This window comes from Streptomyces sp. NPDC001393 (assembly GCF_053597455.1).
Window position 1 is genome coordinate 1 of the sequence record NZ_JBSFIH010000095.1, and the last position, 18,223, is coordinate 18,223.

Genomic DNA, 18,223 nt, shown 5'->3' on the forward strand with positions numbered 1-18,223 from the left:
TCCCCGAGACACCACCCCGCCTCACTTCAGCGAACCGCAGAACAGACGCCGCGTCAGCACCCCTCACAAGATCGCCAACAGAGTCACGGCATTGGGCCTAGATGCGTGGGGTGGTCATGCGGCTGTGGGTGAAAGCCATGGGGTGCCGGTGGTGGCGTCGCGGATGGCGTGAATGGCTGTGAGCCCGTCGGCCGCAGATTGGCGGTCTGTCGTTGCAGGGCTGTGACGGGACGGGGGGATTGTTGTCGAGAACAGCCGAAAGGATGGCATGCGCGGGACAGGCACGATCTGCCTTTTTCTACATCATCTGCTCTTTCTAGGGGGATCAGTTCTAATGCGTTCCACTATGCCTCGCGCGATGGCTTCGGTCGCTCTCGCGTTGTCCGCCGTGTTTCTGCTCGGCGCGTGCGGTAGTACCGGTACTGGTTCTGGGGCCGGTTCGGTTCATGCCAGCGGTTCGGCTCCAGCGACTCCGGGCGGGGCTCAGCCGGCGGCCACCGCGTCTGCAGGCGATGGCCAGACAGTGACGGCTGCGACTGCGAAGACCACCGGCTGCCGGAACCTGGTCGCGGTCGCGACGGTCAAGACGGCGGTCACCCGCGCGTACACCCGCCACAACCCCCTTTTCCAGCACATCAAGCCGCGCCCAGGCCAGTTCCTGTACGGGCAGTGCGGGGACACGCGGTACGCCGCGACCGCCTTCGAACTCACCCCGGGCGCGACACCCCAGGAACAGGTCGGCATCCAGGATGACGGCAGCGCGCGCAAGTACTTCATCCTCCGGGGCGGCCAGCCCTGGGGTTACAGCCACAGCGCTGCCCCGTTCAGCGGCGGCTGTGTCGGAATCCCCCGGGAGCTCTCCCAGCTGTGGGACAACTGCCCCTCGGAATGACGACTGACCAGTTCCATGGGCCCAGGCTCCGATGGGTGCTGATCCTTTGAAGGGACAGGTGCGTGCTTAGCTCGGCCGTGGCTATGAAGCGTCGGCGTAGGCGAGGCAGGTGCCGCAGATGGTGCACCGGAAGAGCATGGCGCTTGAGCCTTGCCCGAGGTCGGTCAGGAAGTCCTAGAGCTGGGACGCGTCGTGCCATCCGCTCATGCGCAGGTCGAGTCGGAGCTGGTCGAGTGCCTCGGGGTGAGCCGTCAGCTCGGTGTATCCGACCTCGCCGACGAACGCCGCTGCGACGTTGCAGTGGGTAAGCCCGGCCCGCGAACACCAGAGTGTTCGCGGGCCGTCGCCGTACGAACAGGCGAGCTCTGAAGGCGTTCGGGTCGATTCCTTGCGCACGCGCGAGTGCGAACAGAACTTGTTCGATGTCCAGGCGATCGGCGGTCGACCGGTCCCCCGGCGCGCCGATGGCGTTGGCGAGCGAGTCGGTGATCCCGAACGCCGTGCACTGCTGCGCCCGCGCCGTCGTTGGCTCGTTCACTGTCCTCACCGCTTCAAGCGGAAAGGTCAGCTGGCGTTGGGGGCCTGGCCGATCAGCTGGGTCAGCAGCTCGACGTTATGCGACTGGTGCTGGTTCATCTTCGCTTCAAGACCATCGAAGCGGGCATTGACCTTGGCAACCCCATCACGGACCTCACGCCGCAACGCCGCCTGCCCTTCGATGACCGCCGCGAAATTCCCGCCCGTCTGCACTTGCATCGCCGGAGCGCCTCGATGCCCTCGGCCGACTGCTGACCGACACGGAGACACCGATGGGGCTCCGAGTCGCCGGAGTCATCGTGCTCCTCTACGCCCAGCCCGTGAGCCGCATCGTCCGGCTCACCCTCGACGACGTCATCCGCGACGGGGACACCGTGCTATTACGGCTCGGCGAGCCGCCCTCGCTTGTCCCGGCGCCAGCTGCTGACCTGTTGCTGGAGCACATCTCGAACCGCGGCAACATGAACACCGCCACCAACCGGGCATCCCGCTGGCTCTTCCCTGGCCGCCGGGCGGGCCAGCCGTCCCGCCCTGATCACCTGTCCGCGCTCCTGAATGAGATCGGGATCCCGGCTGCTGCCGCCCGCGGCTCCTCCATCCGCCAGCAGCTGCTCGAACTGGCGGCCGTGTCGTCGCGGATGCTCTGGGCTACCACGACAAGACCACCACCAGGCTTCGCAACGAGACCGGCGGAACATGGAGCCGATACTCCCCAGGGGATCACACAAGGTCACCAGCGGGCTGGGGACCGGCGACAGTTGAATACGCGAGCTCGCCAGTAGGGCGGGCATCGAGGCGACCGTCTACGAGGCTTACGAGAACACGGCGGACGGCCTCGGCGGCATGCTGATGATGGCGCCCAACGGGCTCAGCGCCCTGGAAGTCGTCGGTGTGGACCGGGGCTTGGCCGGTCAGCCGATCCACCGCATGGTCATGACCGACGGACGGGGCCGGCGGATGGCCGAGTTCGGCGGGCTGGCGGGCCTGCCGCCCAGCCAGGTGATGTGGCGCGCCGACCTGTACCGGGCGGTGCGCGAGCAGGCCGCCGCGATGGGCGTACAGACCGTGTACGGCAAGCGCCTGGCCGCAGCCGAGGAGACTCCGGGGGGCGTCACCGCCGAGTTCACCGACGGCACCCGGGTGACCGTGGACGTGCTGGTCGGGGCGGACGGTATCCGGTCGACGGTCCGGCAGCTGATCGATCCGGCAGCGCCCGGTCCCCGGTACACCGGCCTGCTCGGTTTCGGTGCGCACTCGAAGGCGGAGGTCCCGCAGGCGCGGCCGGACACCATGTACTTCGCCTTCGGCGAGCAGGCGTTTCTCGGCTACTGGCCGGTGCCCGGTGGAGGCACCGCCTGGTTCGGCAATCTGCCGTACGACAAGCCGCTCAGCGCGGAGCAGGCCCGTGCGACGCCGCCGGCCGCATGGATGCGGATCCTGCGGGAGAAGTACGCCGAGGACGTGCCCGGCCGTGATCTGCTCCGGGGCACCGAAGACGACGAACTCCTCACGTTCGGAGGGATGGAGATCCTGCCTTCTGTGCCGAAGTGGTACCACGGCCGGATGGTCCTGGTCGGCGACGCGGCCCACGCGCCGTCCTCCAGCTCCGGACAGGGCGCGTCCCTCGCGGTGGAGAGCGCTGTGCAACTGGCGCGGTGTCTGCGGGACATCCCCGACGTGGGCGCGGCGTTCGCGACGTACGAGCGGCTGAGGCGGGGCAGGGTGGAGAAAGTCGCAGCCCAGGCCGCAAAGACCAACAACCAGAAGTCGATGGGGCCGGTCGCGACGAAGATCATGACCTTGCTGATGCCGCTGGCAACGCGGACGTTCCTGAAGCCGGAGAAGATGTTCGGCTGGACGCACCGGTACCGGATCGACTGGGACGCACCCGTGGTGCCCACCTGACGCACCGGCGGCTCCCGCTTCCCTCGCGTCGCCCAGGAAGCCTTCGTCCCGGGCGCCGTCAGGAGTCTCATCGGTCGGTTCCGACCGAAGAGGCCCCGCCTGTGTCAGTCGTGGGTCAGCAGGCCTCGGCGAGTTCTTCGATCTGGTCGGCCAGGCCCTGGTCGGGGTGGTGGAACTCGCCGCAGGCTTCCTCGACTTTGAGGCGCTTCACGGCTTCGCGCAGGATGCGCGTGTAGGGGGTGCGGGGGCAGTTTTGGGGCGGCGGGCGAAGGTGATGTCGAGGTCGAGGGCCTGGCGCATCCAGTGGTCGGCGTCGCGGGGGGCGCCACTTCGCAGGTGGAACAGGTGGAGGCAGTAGGCGGCGGTGGCGTTGCCCGCACCGGCAGCGTACTGCCAGCACCACAGTGCTCCCTCGGGTTTCATGGCCAGGTTGAGCAGACATCCGAAGTGCAGGGCGCCGTCGATGTCGACGGGGTCGTCGGCGATACCCGCCAGGTGCTGCGCGACCTTGTCACTGCGCAGGAGGTCGCAGGACAGCGCCTTGAGGTACCGGTCAGCGCACTCCAGGCGGGTCGGGTGATGGCCCTGCGGTGCCGGCTGTCCGCCGAACATGAGCACGGCGGTGACGTCCCGGACGATCTCCCGCTTCAGGCCCTCCAGGAAATCGTCAGTGACCGTGTCAGGGATGGCCGCCTGCTCGAGGATTCTGCCGATGCTGCGCGGCACGTCTACTCCTTCTCCTCGTCGTCACCCAGGCTGATGCCGAGTTTGGCGGCGATGCTCTGGCGGGCCAGACGCCGGTGCGTGCGCACCGTTCCTTCGTGGATGCCCATGAAATCCGGCTCTGTCGAGGATCTTGTGACGTACCCAGTCCGAACTGGGCATCTACTGGGCGTGCGGTTCAGGGGGTTTGGGGCTGTTGCTACCGCATTTAGCCGGTGTGGTGGTCGAGTCGATCGAGCGGGCGGCCGGTACGGTCATGTTCTGCGCTCACTCCGCAGCGCCGACGGCGAGGTGCTCAAGATGCGGGGTGGTCTCGTGGCGTGTGCATGGCCGGTACGCGCGCCCGCTCGCTGACGCGCCCGTCGGCGGAGCCTCAGCGGTGATCGAACTTGTGGCGCACCGTCGTGGGTCGGCGCGAAGCCGGGAAAAGGGGCAGTGGGCTGGTCGGGCGGGGTTGTCCGGGGCGGTCACTCGGGCCGACTGGCGCGGCCGGCGGTGAGGCGGGCCTCGAATCCGTCGAGGAGGGACTGAAGGCCGAACTCGAAGGTGTTGTCCGGCGCTGCGGCGTACTCCGTGGCGGCCGCGGTGCCGAGGCGTTCGCGCAGGCGCGGGAACTGCATGGCGGTCTCGGTGGCGCGGGTCATGGCGTCGGCCATCAGGTTCTCGGCGTCTGCGCCGTTCTTGCTCAGCCGGCGGTTCAGCGAGACCTGTGCGGCAGGGCCGAGCGCGCTGCCGAGCACAAAGGTGAGAACGGTGGCGGACGCCCGGTCCGCGTCCGCGGCGGCGAAGCCCGCCCTTTCGTAGATGGCGAGGCTGAGGTCGTTGTGCACGGCCTGGCCGGGTCCGTGGAGGAGGTGGCTGCCGAATGCCTGGACGAGCCAGGGGTGCCGGGTGAGCATCGCGTGCATGCCGGTGGCATGGGTGGTGGCGGCCGTGCGCCAGTCGGTGGCGTCGAGATCGGGCAGCTCGACCTCGTGCCAGATCGCGTCGCTGGCGAGTCGGACCAGGTCGTCCTTGGTCTTGATGTGCCAGTAGACGGCCGTGGCGGCCGAGCCGAGCCGTTTCGCCAGGCTCCGCATGTTGAGGCCGTCCAGTCCCTCGTCGTCGAGCAGCTCGATGGCCGCACGAACGATCCGGTCTGCGCTCAGTGCGTCTCGTGACATGGCCACCACTCTACTTGCACTTAGTTCATGTCAGTCTTGCACTTTGTTCGAGCCGCGGTCTACGCTGCCGCTCGTACTTAGTTCAAGTGCCCGGAGGGGGAGCAATGCTGCAGGACAAGCTGTCGGAGTTCGTCAAGGCGCAGGCCATGGAGCTCGGCGTTCCTGGTGTCGCCGTCGGGGTGCTCCTGGACGGCCAGGAGATCTACGCCTCGCACGGCGTGACGAGCCTCAGCAACCCGCTGCCGGTCGACGGGAAGACACTGTTCCCTCTGGCGTCGGTGTCCAAGACCTTCACGGCGACCGCGCTGATGCGCCTGGTCGCCGAGGGAAAGGTGGACCTGGACGCGCCGGTGCGGCGCTACGTGCCCGAGCTGAAGCTCGCCGACGAGCAGGCCGCGGCCCAGATCACCGTCTTGAACCTGCTCAACCACACCGGGGGCCTGGGCTGGAACCTGATCGACGACGGCGAGGGCGACCGCTCCCTGGCCGGACTCGTGGCGAAACTGCCCCGGCTGCCGCTGATCGCACCGCCCGGTGCGCGCGCCTCCTACAGTCAGGCCGGTTACAACCTGGCCGGGCGGGTCATCGAGAAGGTCACGGGCCTTCCCTTCGAGCAGGCCATGGCTTCGCTCGTCCTGGAGCCGGTGGGCCTTGCGGACACCGTGTACGGCCTGTCCGAGGTGATGGTCCGCAAGTTCGCCGTGGGTTACAACCGCGGCGACGACGGCGAACTGCGCCCCGCCCGGCCCTGGGCAGCGTTCAAGGAAGGCGCGCGCGCCGACAACCCGGGTGGCGGCCTCGCCTCCTCGGTGAGCGATCTGCTGCGCTGGGCACGGTTCCAACTCGGCGACGGCCAGGGCGTGCTGCCCGCCGCGGAGCTGCACCGCATGCGGGAGCAGACGGTCGGGCTGCGCGCCAGCACGCTCGGCGACGGCTTCGGCATCTGCTGGTTCCTGCATGACCTGGACGGTCGGCACGCCATCGGCCACGGTGGCTCGGGCAACGGCCAGTTCGCCGAGCTGCTCATTGTGCCCGAGTGCAACTTCGCGGTGGTCTCCCTGGCCAACGCCGGCCCGGACGGCTACCCCTTCAACCAGTCCGTCGTGCGGTGGGCACTCGAGCACTATCTCGGCGTCGTCGAGAAGACGGCGAAGCCGCTCCCGTACGACGAGGGACAGGCCCAACAGGTCGTGGGCCGCTACGAGATCGACGCCATGAACCTCGACATCGCCACCGACGGCACCCGCCTCACCCTGGCGGTCGGGATCAAGCCGGAGATCCGCGAGGCGTCGGACGAGGAAATGCCCCCGGACTACCCGGCGGCAACCATCGGCTTCCTTCCCGGCGACGGCGACGGCGACGGCGACGGCGACGAGTACATCGTCACCGAAGGCGGCCTCAAGGGGCAGCGCGGCTACTTCTCCCGCGACGCCAACGGCGCAGTCACAGGCATCGACCTCGCCGGTCGGCTCTTCAACCGGGTCACAAAAGCATCCTGATCCAGTGTCAGCAGGGTCGGTCCCGAGCGGCCGACCCTGCTGGCACCCCGAACCGACGACAGTTGGCTCACGGGCACGACCCGTCTCCGCCACAATGTTGGTGCACTCTCATCCGTACGGGGTGGCGCACATCCACCTGTCCGCCGACAACGGCCACCCCGGAGGTGAGGATCGCGCTCGTCCTCCACCACGCGCGCAGTTGCGCGAGCGGCCGGGTCTTCTGCTTGGCCGGGCGGGTCCTGCGGGCGGCGATCTGGTTCAGCTTGGCGCGGGCCCGTTCGGAGACCAGGGGCAGGAACTTCGGCTCGCCGACATCGTCGACGGCGGTGACGTACTCGTACTCCAGCTCGGCCAGGCAGGCGGCTGTCTGGTCCCTGCGCCGGGAGGTCCAGCGGATCAGCTCGTGCGGCACCCCGGCGATCTCCATCACATGGCGACGCCCAGGAGTGACGGTGCGCGGCTCAGTCGCCAGCCCCAGCGCCTCGCAGACCTCAGCGGCGCCGACCGGACTGGCGTCCCGGTACGGGTGCTGTGGCCCGAAGGAGCCAGCCGGTGAAGTCGTTCACCCCTATGCCCCTCCGGGACTTGAGCGCTGCGCCAAACCGGCGGCCTCGCATCCACCCGGATGAGGTGAGAGCATCCGGCTATGGCATGGCGACGGTGCAGGGTGTGGCCGGCGACGCTTTGCCGAGAGCCGGGCCCGCTTCACGAAAGCCGGCCAGAGCACTTTCCAACAAACCGTAGCCGCCCAGGTCATCGCGTGTCATATGCACCTGTACTCGACGCCGTAGTACTCCTCCTGGTGAGCCATGGCGGCGGTGTACTCGGTGCGCGCCTGCTGGTCCTTCTCGCTGACGGGAGGGTGCACCGGGTGGGTGGGCGGAGCCGGCCACAGCTGGATCAGGTGGCGCTCACCGCGATCCCCGATGCCGGGCTCGTAGTCTTCGGCGTGGCAGTACAGCCGCATCCTCACCCACTGCTCTGCGTCAGGTGAGGCGGGCATGTGGATGACAGGTTCGTCTTCGGGCCATGATGCCAAGACGTCGCCGGGGTCGAGGCGTTCCAGGTGGACAGGTCCGCCGTCGGAGAACAGGCTCATTTCTTCCGCCGGCTCCCACCGGTTGGGCGTCTCCGGTCCGGGCTCGCTGTCGTGAACCTGGATGGTCACCTGCAAAGGGCCTGTGTCGGTGGTGGTGAGGACCACGGCGCTGGAAGCGTCGACGGGGCCGCAGCGCCAGCCGTACGGCATCTGGGCGGGGTAGCCGTCGTGCTCGGCGAACCCGACGATGTAGCCGTCCTCACCGAGGTCGACGGTGAACACCGACTCGTGCACCAGCATGAAATGTCCCCTCCTCCGTACACCCCAGAGGTGCCCCTTTCCGCTTTCGATGCCGGTGAGGGACACCTCTCGGTGTAGCACACGCGATGCCAGCGGTCAGACGATCACGTAGAAGTAGAAGGGGTCGTCATCCATGCCGTGCAACCAGTTGATCGTGATCTTGTTGATGGCAGGGTGGCGTTGGAGTCCGGATGGACAGTGAGTCCGTTCACCTGGGACCGGGCCGAGCCGATGGTGACACGCAACTGTCCGGCACCGGACTGATCAGCCACAGCCAACGGAGCAGCGGCCGTTCCCAGCAGCCCCAGCGCCACAGCCCCCGTTGTGAGCCACGCCCCCAATTTCAAGTTGTGCCCCCTGCGTTGGTCTCAGCCGACAGAGGACCAGCGGCAACTCTCCCCCGTTGCGCTGGCCGCATACAAGCACCCCCACCGCACAAGATGCATGCCCTTTTGATCGGTATCGGCCAAAGATGAGCTGTGAACTAACGGACGGGCGACGCCGTGGCCAGCAGGCATCCGACCTCATCGACCAGCCTCAGCCGCTGTCCCGCCCGCCATGGTCGGCCTGGAAACGTCGGCCGACGCGCCGGACTCCGGCAGCCGATGCCGTAGGAGGGACAGTGGCGCCGTCCCGGTTCCTGCACGACGTCCCCGTCCTCACGGTGTCGCTGGCCGGGTGCGGTTCCCCCCGGCCACACCCTGGTCAACTGCGCCTTCTCCTTCTGCTGGGACCAATCGTTCGCCCTACCCGGGCCCCTCGATGCCACCGCGCCGGACCCGTGCCCGAAGCACCGCTATGAAGGAATTCGGGGTGCGGCGGGCCATCTCGTACCACCATCGACCGCGCGGCGAACCCCGCGCGCGATTCTCAGGCGTCCCCGGGGAGCAGGTGCTGGCCGACCTGACGGAAGGCCCACGAGCCATGGGTGTGGGTGAAGACCCACACCAGATCGAAGCGGTTCGGCCACGCCGAGGGCCCGCCGCTGTGCGACGCGCCGAGGGCATGGACGATGGCCGGGATGCGCGAGTGCTCCCAGCAGATCAGGACCGGTTGGGGAGCGGAGAGCGCGGCCTCGGCCAGTGCCGCTTCCTGGGACTCGGCGTGGGTGGTGTCCAGGGTGATGCCCATGTGCCGGGCGAGCGGTGTGGCGGTCTGCCGCATCCGGTGGGCGCCGGCGAGCGGGCCCTGGTCCGCAGCGGCATAGATGGTCCGCGGACGCACGATGCCGGGTTTCAGAGGCTGGCCTTTGGGCGGGTCGAACAGCGCCGGCAATGCCCTGGCCCGCTCCCAGCCGCGACGGGTGAGGGACTTGGCGTCCGGACGGCCGTTCTCGTCGATGCCGGATTCGTTCCGGCCCGGCTTCTCCCCGTGCCGGATGATCATAATGGTGGTGTTGTCGGCGACCGGGACCCTGGTAGCCGGCGCGTCGGCGGGCCCGGATGCGGCTTCGCGCGCGTGCTTGCCGCCGCAGCCCGCAAGGACCGCGGGCGCGGCCGCCGCCATCGCGGCCAATGCCCCACGCCGACTGACCATCGTGCGACCGACACCGCTACCGCCCGGCGTCCGCGCAGCCCCGTGCGTCCGGCTCTCCACCATGCGAACTCCTTACCGCGCTTCTCGGGCCACTGATCGTTTGCGGAGTACTACAGCACCGCTTGGTGAGAACCCCTCTCATGTTGGCCGCCGTCGGAACCGGGCGCGGTGGCCGACGGTCTTTTCCCGGGAAGGGTGGCCACATCGCCCTTGAGTGCCCGAAGCGGGTGACAGGCGTAGATCACAAGCGTACGAAAGCAGGGAAATGAGGGCTGTGGAGACGTTGAGGCGGCGGCTGCCGGGCACCGCCGTGTACGTGACGGCCCTGCTGCTCACCGCATGGTGGCTGAAGGGACAACCGGCAGCGGAACGGGCCCGCTTCATGCGCCACAACAGCAGCAACGTGCACCACCTGGATGTCGGCAAGTGGTGGACCCTGTTCACGAGCGGTCTGGTGGTCGACGGTGTACCGGCGCTGGTCGGTATCGCTGCGGTGGCCGGGGTCCTGGGATGCGCCGAGTGGCGCTGGGGGACGCTGCGCGCGTGCGGAGTCTTCGTCTTCGGTCACCTCACCGCGACCCTGCTCACCGAGGGCGCCCTGTGGCTGATGCATGTCGCCCATCTGCCGGGCGTACCCACCCGGACCCGTGACGTGGGCATCAGTTACGGTCTGGTGACGACCGCCGCCTGCCTGCTCGCCCTCACCGCGGGCCGGCTCCGCCGCTATGGCCTGCCTTTGCTCGCCGCGGCGCTGACGGCCGCGCTGCTGTACGACCAGGAGCTCGCGGACGTCGGCCACCTGGCCTCCCTCGCGCTGGGCTGCCTCGCCGCCCGCACGGCGTGGCTGCGCACCCCGTCCGGCACTCCAGTGTGCACGATGCCCATCGCACCCGATCCCGTCGGCGCCGCACTGCCGAGCGGGAGTGCCCCGGTGAGGAACGAGGGCGTCGGTGCGCTGGGTACGCCAGGAGCAGTCCCGAACGGCGGGCGTTGAGCGGTTCGCTGTCCCAGGCCGACGGCCGCGGGAAGAACTGCAGCAAGAAGGTGCTGTACGTCCTCGCCCACCACCAGCACTGCATCAGCGTGCAGGACTTCGAGGCCGGCTCCGGTTCGACCGACCGCAATCACCATGGGGCCGGGCTCAGGACGGTGTTGCGGGTGGCCAGGGCGGAAGCCTTTTCTCGCGGATCCAGGTGTGCAGCAGCGGCTCGACCGCCGTCGGCGAGTACCGCCCGGCATGAGCGAGGAAGGCGGCGGTGTCGGCGCTGCGGCCGCGGTGTGCCTGGTGTCGGCCGCGCAGCAGGGCGAAGAAGCGGTCGTCGCCCAGTGTCAGCCGCAGGGCGTGGAGCGCACAGGCGCCCCTGTCGTAGACGCGGTCGTCGAAGATGCGGTCCGGGCCGGGATCCGCAATCCGCAGGCGCTGCGGGCCTTGCGCCAGCGTGTTCGACGACGCGCGGGCGATGCTGTCGGCGGAGTCCTCCCCGATGTGCTCCGACCACAGCCATTGTCCATAGGTGGCGAAGCCCTCGTTGAGCCAGATGTCACGCCAGTCGCGCAGGCTCACGCTGTTGCCGTACCACTGGTGGACGAGTTCGTGGGCGACGAGCGTCTCCCACGTACGGCCGCCGTCGAGCGCCCTCCGCCGGGAGCCCAATCACCGCCGACGGCGGCAAGGCGAGGATGTTCCACATCGGAGACCGGCCTACGGAGTTCCACCTCGCGCGGATCGAGCTCGGCCCCGACCACCGGGGAAACGGCGTCGGAGGCCGGCTCATCCGCGGTCTCTGCGCCAGGCCCGACAACAGGCGGTGCTCGGTCCGGCCCGATCCGCCGATCTTGGCCCGCAACTCCCGCTCCCCCGGCCCGCACCGGGTGGCCCGGCGTCAGCCCGGTCCCTGCCGTGGCCGGGGTCAGATCCAGTCCTTGCGCTTGAAGGCCCAGTAGAGCAGCACCGATGCAACGACCATGACACCGGTGGAAGTCAGGAAACCTGCGTGGGTGTTGACACCTGGATACGGAACGTTCTGCCCGTAGAAACCGGTGACGGCCGTGGGTACGGCCACGATCGACGCCCAGCTGGTGACCTTCTTCATGATCAGGTTCATGCGATTGCCCTGAACGGTCAGATTGGTCTCCATGATGGACGTGATCATGTCCCGCAGCGACTCGGTCCACTCGGTGGCCCTGAGGACATGGTCATACACATCCTGGTAATAGGGGAGCAAGGGCTCCGCGACGATGTGCAGGTCACGCCGGAGGAGGCTGTTCACGACCTCCCGCATCGGCAACACCACGCGGCGCAGCTTCGTGAGGTTCTTGCGCAGCGCGTAGGAGTCACGCTGGACGGAGTCCATCTGCTCGCGCCCCTCGTCGAAGAGCAGATCCTCCACTGCTTCGATACGCTCGTCGAGGTCCTGCACGGCGGCGAAGTGCCCGTCGACTATGTGGTCGAGCAGTCCGTGCAGCAGGAATCCCACCCCGTACTTGGCGAGATCACTGTTGTTGTCCCAGCGTTCGACGACCTTCTCGATGTCGAACCGGTGGTCGGGGCGGATGGTGATCAACGCCGTAGGCGTTATGAACACGGACAATTCACTCGCGGTCAGCTGCCCACCAGTCTCATCGGTACTGATGCCGTAGGCACTGAGGAAGGCATGGGTACGGTAGCGGTCCAGCTTGGGCCGCTGATGCTCCTGACGTGCGTCCTCCACCGCGAGCTCATGCAGACCGAACTCCTCGCTGATCATCGCGAAGTCGGCGGAGCACGGATCGCACAGGTCGAGCCAGACCGCAATGTCCGGATCGTTCACGTATTCCGAGATGTCCGCGGTCGGAAAGTCCTCCAGGATCAGGGAGCCGTTGCGGTAGAGCCGTGTGCGAGTCATGGCGACGCACCATAAGCCGCCCTGGTAAGAAGCCCGCTTCCGCTCCTTGCCGAGGGTTCGCCCATCGAGACGAGTGCGCGCGCCCGGACGAGCACGGGCGGGGCCGGTCAGGAGCGTTGGTAAAAGCCGTCGAGGCGACCGCGAGCGAGCACGTCGCCGGCGACGGCGATCACCTCGCGCGGCTTGGCGGAGTCCGGTACCGCCTTCATCGGGTGGCCCCTGTCAGCCCCTGAACTGCGTCGATCACGCTGTCCACCACCTCATTCACCGGCTTGGACGCATCGATGATCGTCGCGCCGCGGCTTTCGTAGATCGCTCGCATCCGAGGATTCCACTTCAGGGCCGCTGCGAGCTCTTCGGGATGTCGACCGAATGTGTTCGCAGTGCGGGTCGCGAGTCGGTGGCGGAGGGTGTCCTCGTCGACCACACACGATGAGGTCGAAAAGATCGCGGACGTCTGCCTCGTTCTCCGCCGACCCACACAAGAACGCAATTCGGAAACGCGACTCCTCGACGAGGGTCTCGACGCGCTCACGGACGATCGCCCACCCGTGTCGGTCGAGCCAGCCCCCAGGAACCGGATCTGGAGGATCCACCACAACCTCGCCCTCAGCTCGGTCGATCCACCGACTGAAGCCGTCCTCGTCGGCGTCGAGCGCAACGTAGCCACGCGTTCGCAACACCCCGCAGACCGTGGACTTACCAGTCCCTGAATTGCCCGTCACCCACACCAATGTCACGCCGCCAGCGTAGACATGACCACCCCGGGACAGTGCTGCGACCGCGTAGGTTCGCTGGGCTGCGGTCAGGCTGCGGGTTTGAGGGGGCGTCCGCCCCAACTGATGCTCTTCTCGCTTCGAATGCGGGCGCGTTCCCTGCGTCGGCGGCCGGGACGTCGCGGTGACGGGCGTCGGCGTTGCGCCGGCGGGGGTGGGCATGCAGGGCTCGGTCTGCACGGTGTGGTTGGGGTGGTGGGAGTTGGCGAGGGCGAACTGCCGCAGCGGTCCGAAGTGCGCCTCGATCGGGTTGGCCTCACGAGGCGTAGGTCGGGGTGAAGCACAACTCGATCTTGCTCTTCTTCGCCCAGCGGCGGATGTCGGCGCCCTTGTGGGCGGACAGATTGTCCAAGATCACGTCGGCCGGAGCGCCCTCGGGACACGCGGCGCGGCCCCGCCGCCACGGACGTCCGCCGGCGGCAATTCGTGCGGTGGCTGTCACCCCGGCCGCGGAGCCGGCCCCGCCGCATGAAGACGGCACAGCCGCATGGTGACGGCACAGCCGCATGGTGACGGCATCAGCCACATGCGCGGCCGCGGCCGTACTCGCCTCGCCGCCGCCCGTCGCCGCCCTCCCGTACACGACCAGGCACGGCTGCCAGCGGACCCACGGCCCTGTCCCGACACCCGCCGCACCCGGTGCGCGGCGAACACGGTCCGGTCCGCCACCTCCCGCTTACGTCACCAACTCAGTCCGATCTCGATCACCTGCACAGGTCCCGCCCGGAACGCCGGACTGGCGCCATCGGCCTCGGCCATTAGCGGTGATCAAGACGTGGAGTCGAACAGGCTGAGACATGCGACGACGGTAGATCAACAGACGCGGCAGGCAATCAATCGTCATTCCGGTAGGCAGGCAGTCGGGCCGGTTCTCCGGACACCCCTCTGGATGCGCCGGGCGGCGTCCACGTTGGACGCGACATCTCCGTGCGTATTCCCTGCCCATTCGAGGAGTGCCGAGGGAAGCCCGGAGACGATGAACAAGCGCATCGGCCCCGGCGCATGCCGGTGATCTGCCGGTCCGAGGCACAGCGCTCATCCCGTTTCTGCTCGCGGCTCCGTAAGCGGTCGAAAGGAGAGAACACGAGCACGCCCGGCAAACGACCTCGAATCCGAGGCCGCTGTAGGCGCAGGTGACCACGGCAGTACGGCTGGTGGCGCCGGGAGGGTCGCTCGTGGTCCATCGCAAGGCTCCTCCTCGGCACGGAAGGTAAGAACCGGTATGAGACGGAGATCTGCGCCCAGCTCCCCTACCAGGTGATTTACAGAGAACTTGGCTGTTTCTAGAGATTCTCACACGCATCCCGCGATGCCGGATCCGGTCGGAGGGGCGACCCTGAAGACACGATCGCCATGCTGTCATCGAGGTGGCTGCCATGCCTGCAAGGAGAGGGTGGCGGTGCATGGTGACGGCAGCAGCCGCATGCGCGGTCGCGGCCGTCCTCGCCTCGCCGCCGACCGTCGCCGCGCTCCCCCGAGCGCCCGCCGGATCCTCCGGATCCGCCGTCGGAACATCGCCTCGTGTCCTCGACTGCCGGGTCACCAAGTGTGTCGCCCTGACCTTCGACGACGGGCCGACCCCATATACGGTGCCCATTCTCGGGGCGCTGGAGCGCCGGCATGCCGTCGCCACGTTCTTCCTCATCGGACCGCGCGCTCTGCAGTACCGGAACGTCGTCCTCAGAGAGCAGCGCGACGGTGACGCGATCGGCGACCACACGGTCACTCACCCACGCCTCACCCGCCTCCCGCCCGCCCGGATCGAACATGAGCTGACGACCGCGGCGGCGCAGATCGCCTCGGTCACCGGGCATCGCCCGACTCTCTTCAGACCCCCCTTCGGAGCCTGGAACGACAAGGTTCGGTCGGCGGCCGGTGCGGCGCGCATGTCGGTGGTGATGTGGAGCGTCAGCGCCAAGGACTGGAAGAACCACAACCCGCGCCTGATCGAGCACCGGGTGCTGGCCCTCGTACGACAGGGCGCGATCGTCGTCCTGCACGACCGGTACGCGACCACCCCGCCGGCGGTCCCCACCATCGTCCGCACCCTCCAGTCCCGGGGTTATGTCCTGGTCACGGTGCCCCAACTGTTCGCCACATCCGGAGCCCTGCACCCCGGGGTGGTGTACCACCACGGTCCATAGCGCCGGGTGCGGGCCCCTCACGGAGGCAGGAGACCGGGTTCTTCGACGGGCTCGCTCGTGAGGACGGGGCCACCGGCGCGACACGGTCGGCGACGAGGTGGGCCCCGTTCCGGTTGACGCCGGAAAGGACCGTCACGGTGCCGGCGGGACCCATGGGGCATGGACCCGGTTCGTCGGCCCTCAAGCCGCTTCGTCCTCCAACTGCACGCCTGTTGTTGACGACTGGGCCGGGGTCGTGATGACTGCGATGCCGTCGGTGAGGTGGAGGACGAGGTCGGCCTGGGCCGTCAGGCGCAGGTCGTGGGTGATGAGAAAGGTCGTGCGCCCGGCGGTGAGGCGGCGCAGCGGTGCCATGATCCGCGCGGTGGAGGCATCGTCGAGTCCGGCGGTCGGCTCGTCGAGGATCAGCACGGGGGCGGTGCGGAGCATGGCGCGGGCGAGTGCGATCCTGCGGCGCTGGCCGCCGGAAAGGTTGTTGCCCCGTTTGCCGACCGGGGTGTCGTAACCCTCGGGCAGCGCACTGACGAAGTCATGGGCGTCCGCGGCGACGGCGGCCGCGAGCACGTCGGCCTCGGTGGCGTCGGGACGGCCGTAGGCGATGTTGTCGCGGACCGTGCCGTCAAAGAGCATGCTGTCCTGCGGGAGCAGGGTGATGTGGCGGCGCACCTCGTCGAGGGGGAGTTCGGCGATGTCCCGGCCGTCGAGCAGGATGCGGCCCCGGGACGGCTCGTGGAAGCGCAGTAGCAGCTTGCCGAGGGTGGACTTGCCGGTGCCGCTGGGTCCGGTGACCGCGACGAGCAGACCGGGTGCGATGTCCAGGTGCACGCCTTCCAGCACGGGGTGTCCGCTGCCGGCATACGAGAAGCCGACGTTCTGGAAGGTGACAGCCCCGCGGACCGGTTCGGCGAGCGGCGGGACGTCCTCGCGGGGTTCGGCCTCGGGGAGGGGTCCGGTGCGCAGGACCTCGATGAGGCGTTCGCAGGCGGCTGTGGCGGAGGAGGCGCTGACGACGAGCTCGCCGAGTTCCTGGAGTTTGGGGTGGAGATAGCCGAGGAAGGCGGCGAAGGAGAGCAGGCCGCCGACGCTGAGGTGGTGTTCGGAGATCTGCCAGGCGCCGGCGCCGATCACGGCCAGCACGCTGAGCGTCTCGACCAGTTCACCCATCGGCCCGTACACCGACGACAGCCGGATCTGCCGCAGGCCGGCGCGCATCCAGTTGCGCCCCTCGCGGTGCACCTTGCTGTGCTCGGCCTGCTGCCGGCCGTACGCCTGCACCAAGGGCATGTTGGCCAGGCTCTCCTCCAGCAGGGAGGCCAGTCGGCCGTTGCTGTCGCGTTCGGCGCGGGTCGCGGAGCGCATCAGGGTGCCGAACGCTCGGGCGCCGAACCAGATCAACGGGGCGGCGGCCAGGGTGATCAGGGCCAGTTGCCAGCTGGTCCAGAAGGCCGCTACAGCGAATACCACCGCTCCGACGGCGGAGGTGATCAGTTCGACAGGCGCGGAGGCGACCAGTGACTCTACGGACTCGATGTCTCCGGTCAGCCGGGAGACCAGGTCGCCGGTGCCGAAGCGGTCCAGGGCGTCCGGCGGCAGCCGCTGCAGGTGCTGGAAGACCCGGTCACGCAGGCCGAGCAGGAAGTGCTCGCTGGTCCATCCGGCGAGATAGCCACCCGCCGCGGAGGCGACCGCTCCGGTCACTGCGAGCCCCAGCCAGAGGGCGGCGGGCCCCCAGAAAGCGGTGAGGTTGCCGGGGGTGAGGACGTCATCGGTGAGGACGCCGACGATGCCGATCGCGCCCGCGTCGCACCCGGCGGAGACCAGCAGCAGCACGGCAGACGCCAGGATGGCCGCGCGGTTGACGCTGACCAGCGGCCAGAACGTACGGAACGCGGCCAGAGGAGAAATACGGGCGTGCCGGATCCGGGACGAGGCGCCGGCCGCGGGTTCGGCCCCGGATCCGGCCACGGGCATGGTGACGGGTGCTGCAGTGTGCATGACCGATGCTTCCTGGGCACTACCTGATCCGAAGGCGTGCCGGGATCCGTCGCACACCTGCGCTGCGCGAACGGACCCCGGCACGGCCTGCCTGTGTGTTCGTGTTCCGTGACGCCGTGCTACTTGGCAGCAGCCTTCTTGTGCTTGCGGTGGTGGTGCTTCTTCTTGTGGTGCTTGGCCTCGCCGGCGGCGCCGCGCTCCTTCTTCTTGGCCTTCTTGGCCAGCATGATCTTGGCGAAGGACATGGTGATATCCCTTCCTGACGGGTCGTCAAGCGGCTCTGGTCGCCGCTGACTTCGCGTTGCACCTGTGAGTACGGAGGCGGCTGGTGTCTCACTCAGAAAGAAAGGTGAGCGTTGGTCTATGTTCCCTTACCAGATCCACGTCCGGGAACGTGAGGCGCCGTCTGGCGAGCCTCGTCACCGTCTCGATCTGCTCCTCATTCAGGCACAGCCCACAGGCTCCCGAGGCGGCGCGCGGTGTCCGCCAATCCCTCGGCCGGGGCGGCCCGGAGGGGCGCCGGAGCGGCAGGTATGAGGCCACTGAACGGCATCGCAGTGCGCCGACCGAGGCCGCTGGGAATCCCAGATCCACATCGCCGAAGCACTCGGCCGGCTCACGAACATCGTCCGCGCCGACGACTGGCCGAACTGACCATCTCCGGCGCCGCCCTGTCCGCCCTGGGCGGACGGGTCTGTCCAGCCAATGGCCCTGTCTCGCATTCGGTGGTGACGGAGCGTCGTGATAGGTCGTTGACATTCGCGTGATGGATGTCAACGAGCTTGTGCAGGCGGTCTTCTCGGGTCTGTCCCCGCTGGTCATCGAGGAT

General features: G+C 68.4%; 18 protein-coding genes and 1 pseudogene. 7 read left to right on the forward strand and 12 right to left on the reverse strand.

All coding sequences use genetic code 11. The annotated features are described in order from the left end of the window. Positions 1–523: 523 nt before the first annotated feature. A complete protein-coding gene (locus tag ACWC2T_RS43875; RefSeq protein ID WP_450675889.1) occupies positions 524–892 on the forward strand; it encodes a hypothetical protein in 369 nt (122 codons plus the stop codon). A gap of 174 nt (positions 893–1,066) precedes the next feature. On the opposite strand, the gene ACWC2T_RS43880 is transcribed toward ACWC2T_RS43875, so the two are convergent. Together ACWC2T_RS43880 and ACWC2T_RS43885 are read right to left on the reverse strand one after the other, a co-directional pair. Beyond that, complete coding sequence (locus tag ACWC2T_RS43880; protein WP_450675890.1) at positions 1,067–1,288, reverse strand: CbrC family protein; 222 nt, start codon at positions 1,286–1,288, stop codon at positions 1,067–1,069. A gap of 168 nt (positions 1,289–1,456) precedes the next feature. After that, a complete protein-coding gene (locus ACWC2T_RS43885; protein ID WP_450675891.1) occupies positions 1,457–1,648 on the reverse strand; it encodes a hypothetical protein in 192 nt (63 codons plus the stop codon). Between the two features lie 101 nt (positions 1,649–1,749). Between ACWC2T_RS43885 and ACWC2T_RS43890 the strand changes: the two genes are divergently transcribed. After that, on the forward strand, positions 1,750–2,211 hold the full coding sequence (locus tag ACWC2T_RS43890; RefSeq protein ID WP_450675892.1) for a hypothetical protein: 462 nt from the start codon (positions 1,750–1,752) through the stop codon (positions 2,209–2,211). Positions 2,212–2,218: 7 nt separating this feature from the next. Further along, positions 2,219–3,334, forward strand: a complete 1,116-nt coding sequence (locus ACWC2T_RS43895; protein WP_450675904.1) for an FAD-dependent oxidoreductase — start codon at positions 2,219–2,221, stop codon at positions 3,332–3,334. A gap of 207 nt (positions 3,335–3,541) precedes the next feature. Here ACWC2T_RS43895 and ACWC2T_RS43900 read toward each other — a convergent pair whose 3' ends face one another. Further along, complete coding sequence (locus ACWC2T_RS43900) at positions 3,542–4,060, reverse strand: hypothetical protein (protein WP_450675893.1); 519 nt, start codon at positions 4,058–4,060, stop codon at positions 3,542–3,544. 253 nt (positions 4,061–4,313) lie between these two features. Here ACWC2T_RS43900 and ACWC2T_RS43905 point away from each other — a divergent pair, with 253 nt between their 5' ends. After that, positions 4,314–4,556, forward strand: a complete 243-nt coding sequence (locus ACWC2T_RS43905) for a transposase family protein (protein WP_450675905.1) — start codon at positions 4,314–4,316, stop codon at positions 4,554–4,556. On the opposite strand, the gene ACWC2T_RS43910 is transcribed toward ACWC2T_RS43905, so the two are convergent. Further along, positions 4,525–5,220: a TetR/AcrR family transcriptional regulator gene (locus ACWC2T_RS43910; protein ID WP_450675894.1), complete on the reverse strand. Its 696-nt coding sequence runs from the start codon at positions 5,218–5,220 to the stop codon at positions 4,525–4,527. The genes ACWC2T_RS43905 and ACWC2T_RS43910 overlap by 32 nt on opposite strands. Positions 5,221–5,324: 104 nt before the next feature. Between ACWC2T_RS43910 and ACWC2T_RS43915 the strand changes: the two genes are divergently transcribed. Continuing rightward, the gene (locus ACWC2T_RS43915) at positions 5,325–6,719 is read left to right on the forward strand and encodes a serine hydrolase domain-containing protein (protein ID WP_450675895.1); all 1,395 of its coding nucleotides are present in this window, start codon (positions 5,325–5,327) and stop codon (positions 6,717–6,719) included. Positions 6,720–6,786: 67 nt separating this feature from the next. Here ACWC2T_RS43915 and ACWC2T_RS43920 read toward each other — a convergent pair whose 3' ends face one another. The 3 genes from ACWC2T_RS43920 to ACWC2T_RS43930 all read right to left on the reverse strand — a co-directional run bounded on the left by ACWC2T_RS43920 (position 6,787) and on the right by ACWC2T_RS43930 (position 9,594). Further along, entirely contained in the window at positions 6,787–7,197 is a 411-nt protein-coding gene (locus ACWC2T_RS43920; protein ID WP_450675906.1) for a relaxase domain-containing protein, read from the reverse strand. A 285-nt stretch (positions 7,198–7,482) separates the two neighbouring features. Continuing rightward, on the reverse strand, positions 7,483–8,058 hold the full coding sequence (locus ACWC2T_RS43925; RefSeq protein ID WP_450675896.1) for a hypothetical protein: 576 nt from the start codon (positions 8,056–8,058) through the stop codon (positions 7,483–7,485). A gap of 870 nt (positions 8,059–8,928) precedes the next feature. Continuing rightward, positions 8,929–9,594 (reverse strand): hypothetical protein, encoded by a 666-nt coding sequence (locus ACWC2T_RS43930; RefSeq protein WP_450675897.1) that lies wholly within the window; start codon positions 9,592–9,594, stop codon positions 8,929–8,931. A gap of 274 nt (positions 9,595–9,868) precedes the next feature. On the opposite strand from ACWC2T_RS43930, the gene ACWC2T_RS43935 reads away from it, so the two are divergent. Then, complete coding sequence (locus tag ACWC2T_RS43935; protein WP_450675898.1) at positions 9,869–10,588, forward strand: rhomboid-like protein; 720 nt, start codon at positions 9,869–9,871, stop codon at positions 10,586–10,588. 147 nt (positions 10,589–10,735) lie between these two features. On the opposite strand, the gene ACWC2T_RS43940 is transcribed toward ACWC2T_RS43935, so the two are convergent. The 3 genes and pseudogenes from ACWC2T_RS43940 to ACWC2T_RS43950 all read right to left on the reverse strand — a co-directional run. After that, a complete protein-coding gene (locus tag ACWC2T_RS43940) occupies positions 10,736–11,248 on the reverse strand; it encodes a M1 family aminopeptidase (RefSeq protein ID WP_450675899.1) in 513 nt (170 codons plus the stop codon). 256 nt (positions 11,249–11,504) lie between these two features. Further along, entirely contained in the window at positions 11,505–12,479 is a 975-nt protein-coding gene (locus ACWC2T_RS43945) for a magnesium transporter CorA family protein (RefSeq protein WP_450675900.1), read from the reverse strand. A gap of 805 nt (positions 12,480–13,284) precedes the next feature. Further along, positions 13,285–13,646, reverse strand: a pseudogene (locus ACWC2T_RS43950) (transposase); the annotation flags it as partial. Positions 13,647–14,658: 1,012 nt separating this feature from the next. Here ACWC2T_RS43950 and ACWC2T_RS43955 point away from each other — a divergent pair. After that, the gene (locus ACWC2T_RS43955) at positions 14,659–15,399 is read left to right on the forward strand and encodes a polysaccharide deacetylase family protein (RefSeq protein WP_450675901.1); all 741 of its coding nucleotides are present in this window, start codon (positions 14,659–14,661) and stop codon (positions 15,397–15,399) included. Between the two features lie 180 nt (positions 15,400–15,579). Here ACWC2T_RS43955 and ACWC2T_RS43960 read toward each other — a convergent pair whose 3' ends face one another. Together ACWC2T_RS43960 and ACWC2T_RS43965 are read right to left on the reverse strand one after the other, a co-directional pair. Continuing rightward, positions 15,580–17,394, reverse strand: a complete 1,815-nt coding sequence (locus tag ACWC2T_RS43960; protein WP_450675902.1) for an ABC transporter ATP-binding protein — start codon at positions 17,392–17,394, stop codon at positions 15,580–15,582. A 119-nt stretch (positions 17,395–17,513) separates the two neighbouring features. Beyond that, entirely contained in the window at positions 17,514–17,639 is a 126-nt protein-coding gene (locus ACWC2T_RS43965) for a hypothetical protein (RefSeq protein ID WP_450675903.1), read from the reverse strand. Positions 17,640–18,223 lie beyond the last annotated feature (584 nt).

What these genes read in the sequence shown, in the direction of transcription:
- ACWC2T_RS43910 (WP_450675894.1), bottom strand. Translation starts at nt 5,220, where the DNA reads ATGTCACGAGACGCACTGAGCGCAGACCGGATCGTTCGTGCGGCCATC.
- ACWC2T_RS43915 (WP_450675895.1), top strand. Translation starts at nt 5,325, where the DNA reads ATGCTGCAGGACAAGCTGTCGGAGTTCGTCAAGGCGCAGGCCATGGAG.
- ACWC2T_RS43945 (WP_450675900.1), bottom strand. Translation starts at nt 12,479, where the DNA reads ATGACTCGCACACGGCTCTACCGCAACGGCTCCCTGATCCTGGAGGAC.
- ACWC2T_RS43960 (WP_450675902.1), bottom strand. Translation starts at nt 17,394, where the DNA reads ATGCACACTGCAGCACCCGTCACCATGCCCGTGGCCGGATCCGGGGCC.
- ACWC2T_RS43905 (WP_450675905.1), top strand. Translation starts at nt 4,314, where the DNA reads ATGTTCTGCGCTCACTCCGCAGCGCCGACGGCGAGGTGCTCAAGATGC.
- ACWC2T_RS43885 (WP_450675891.1), bottom strand. Translation starts at nt 1,648, where the DNA reads ATGCAAGTGCAGACGGGCGGGAATTTCGCGGCGGTCATCGAAGGGCAG.
- ACWC2T_RS43925 (WP_450675896.1), bottom strand. Translation starts at nt 8,058, where the DNA reads ATGCTGGTGCACGAGTCGGTGTTCACCGTCGACCTCGGTGAGGACGGC.
- ACWC2T_RS43965 (WP_450675903.1), bottom strand. Translation starts at nt 17,639, where the DNA reads ATGTCCTTCGCCAAGATCATGCTGGCCAAGAAGGCCAAGAAGAAGGAG.
- ACWC2T_RS43930 (WP_450675897.1), bottom strand. Translation starts at nt 9,594, where the DNA reads ATGGTCAGTCGGCGTGGGGCATTGGCCGCGATGGCGGCGGCCGCGCCC.
- ACWC2T_RS43955 (WP_450675901.1), top strand. Translation starts at nt 14,659, where the DNA reads ATGGTGACGGCAGCAGCCGCATGCGCGGTCGCGGCCGTCCTCGCCTCG.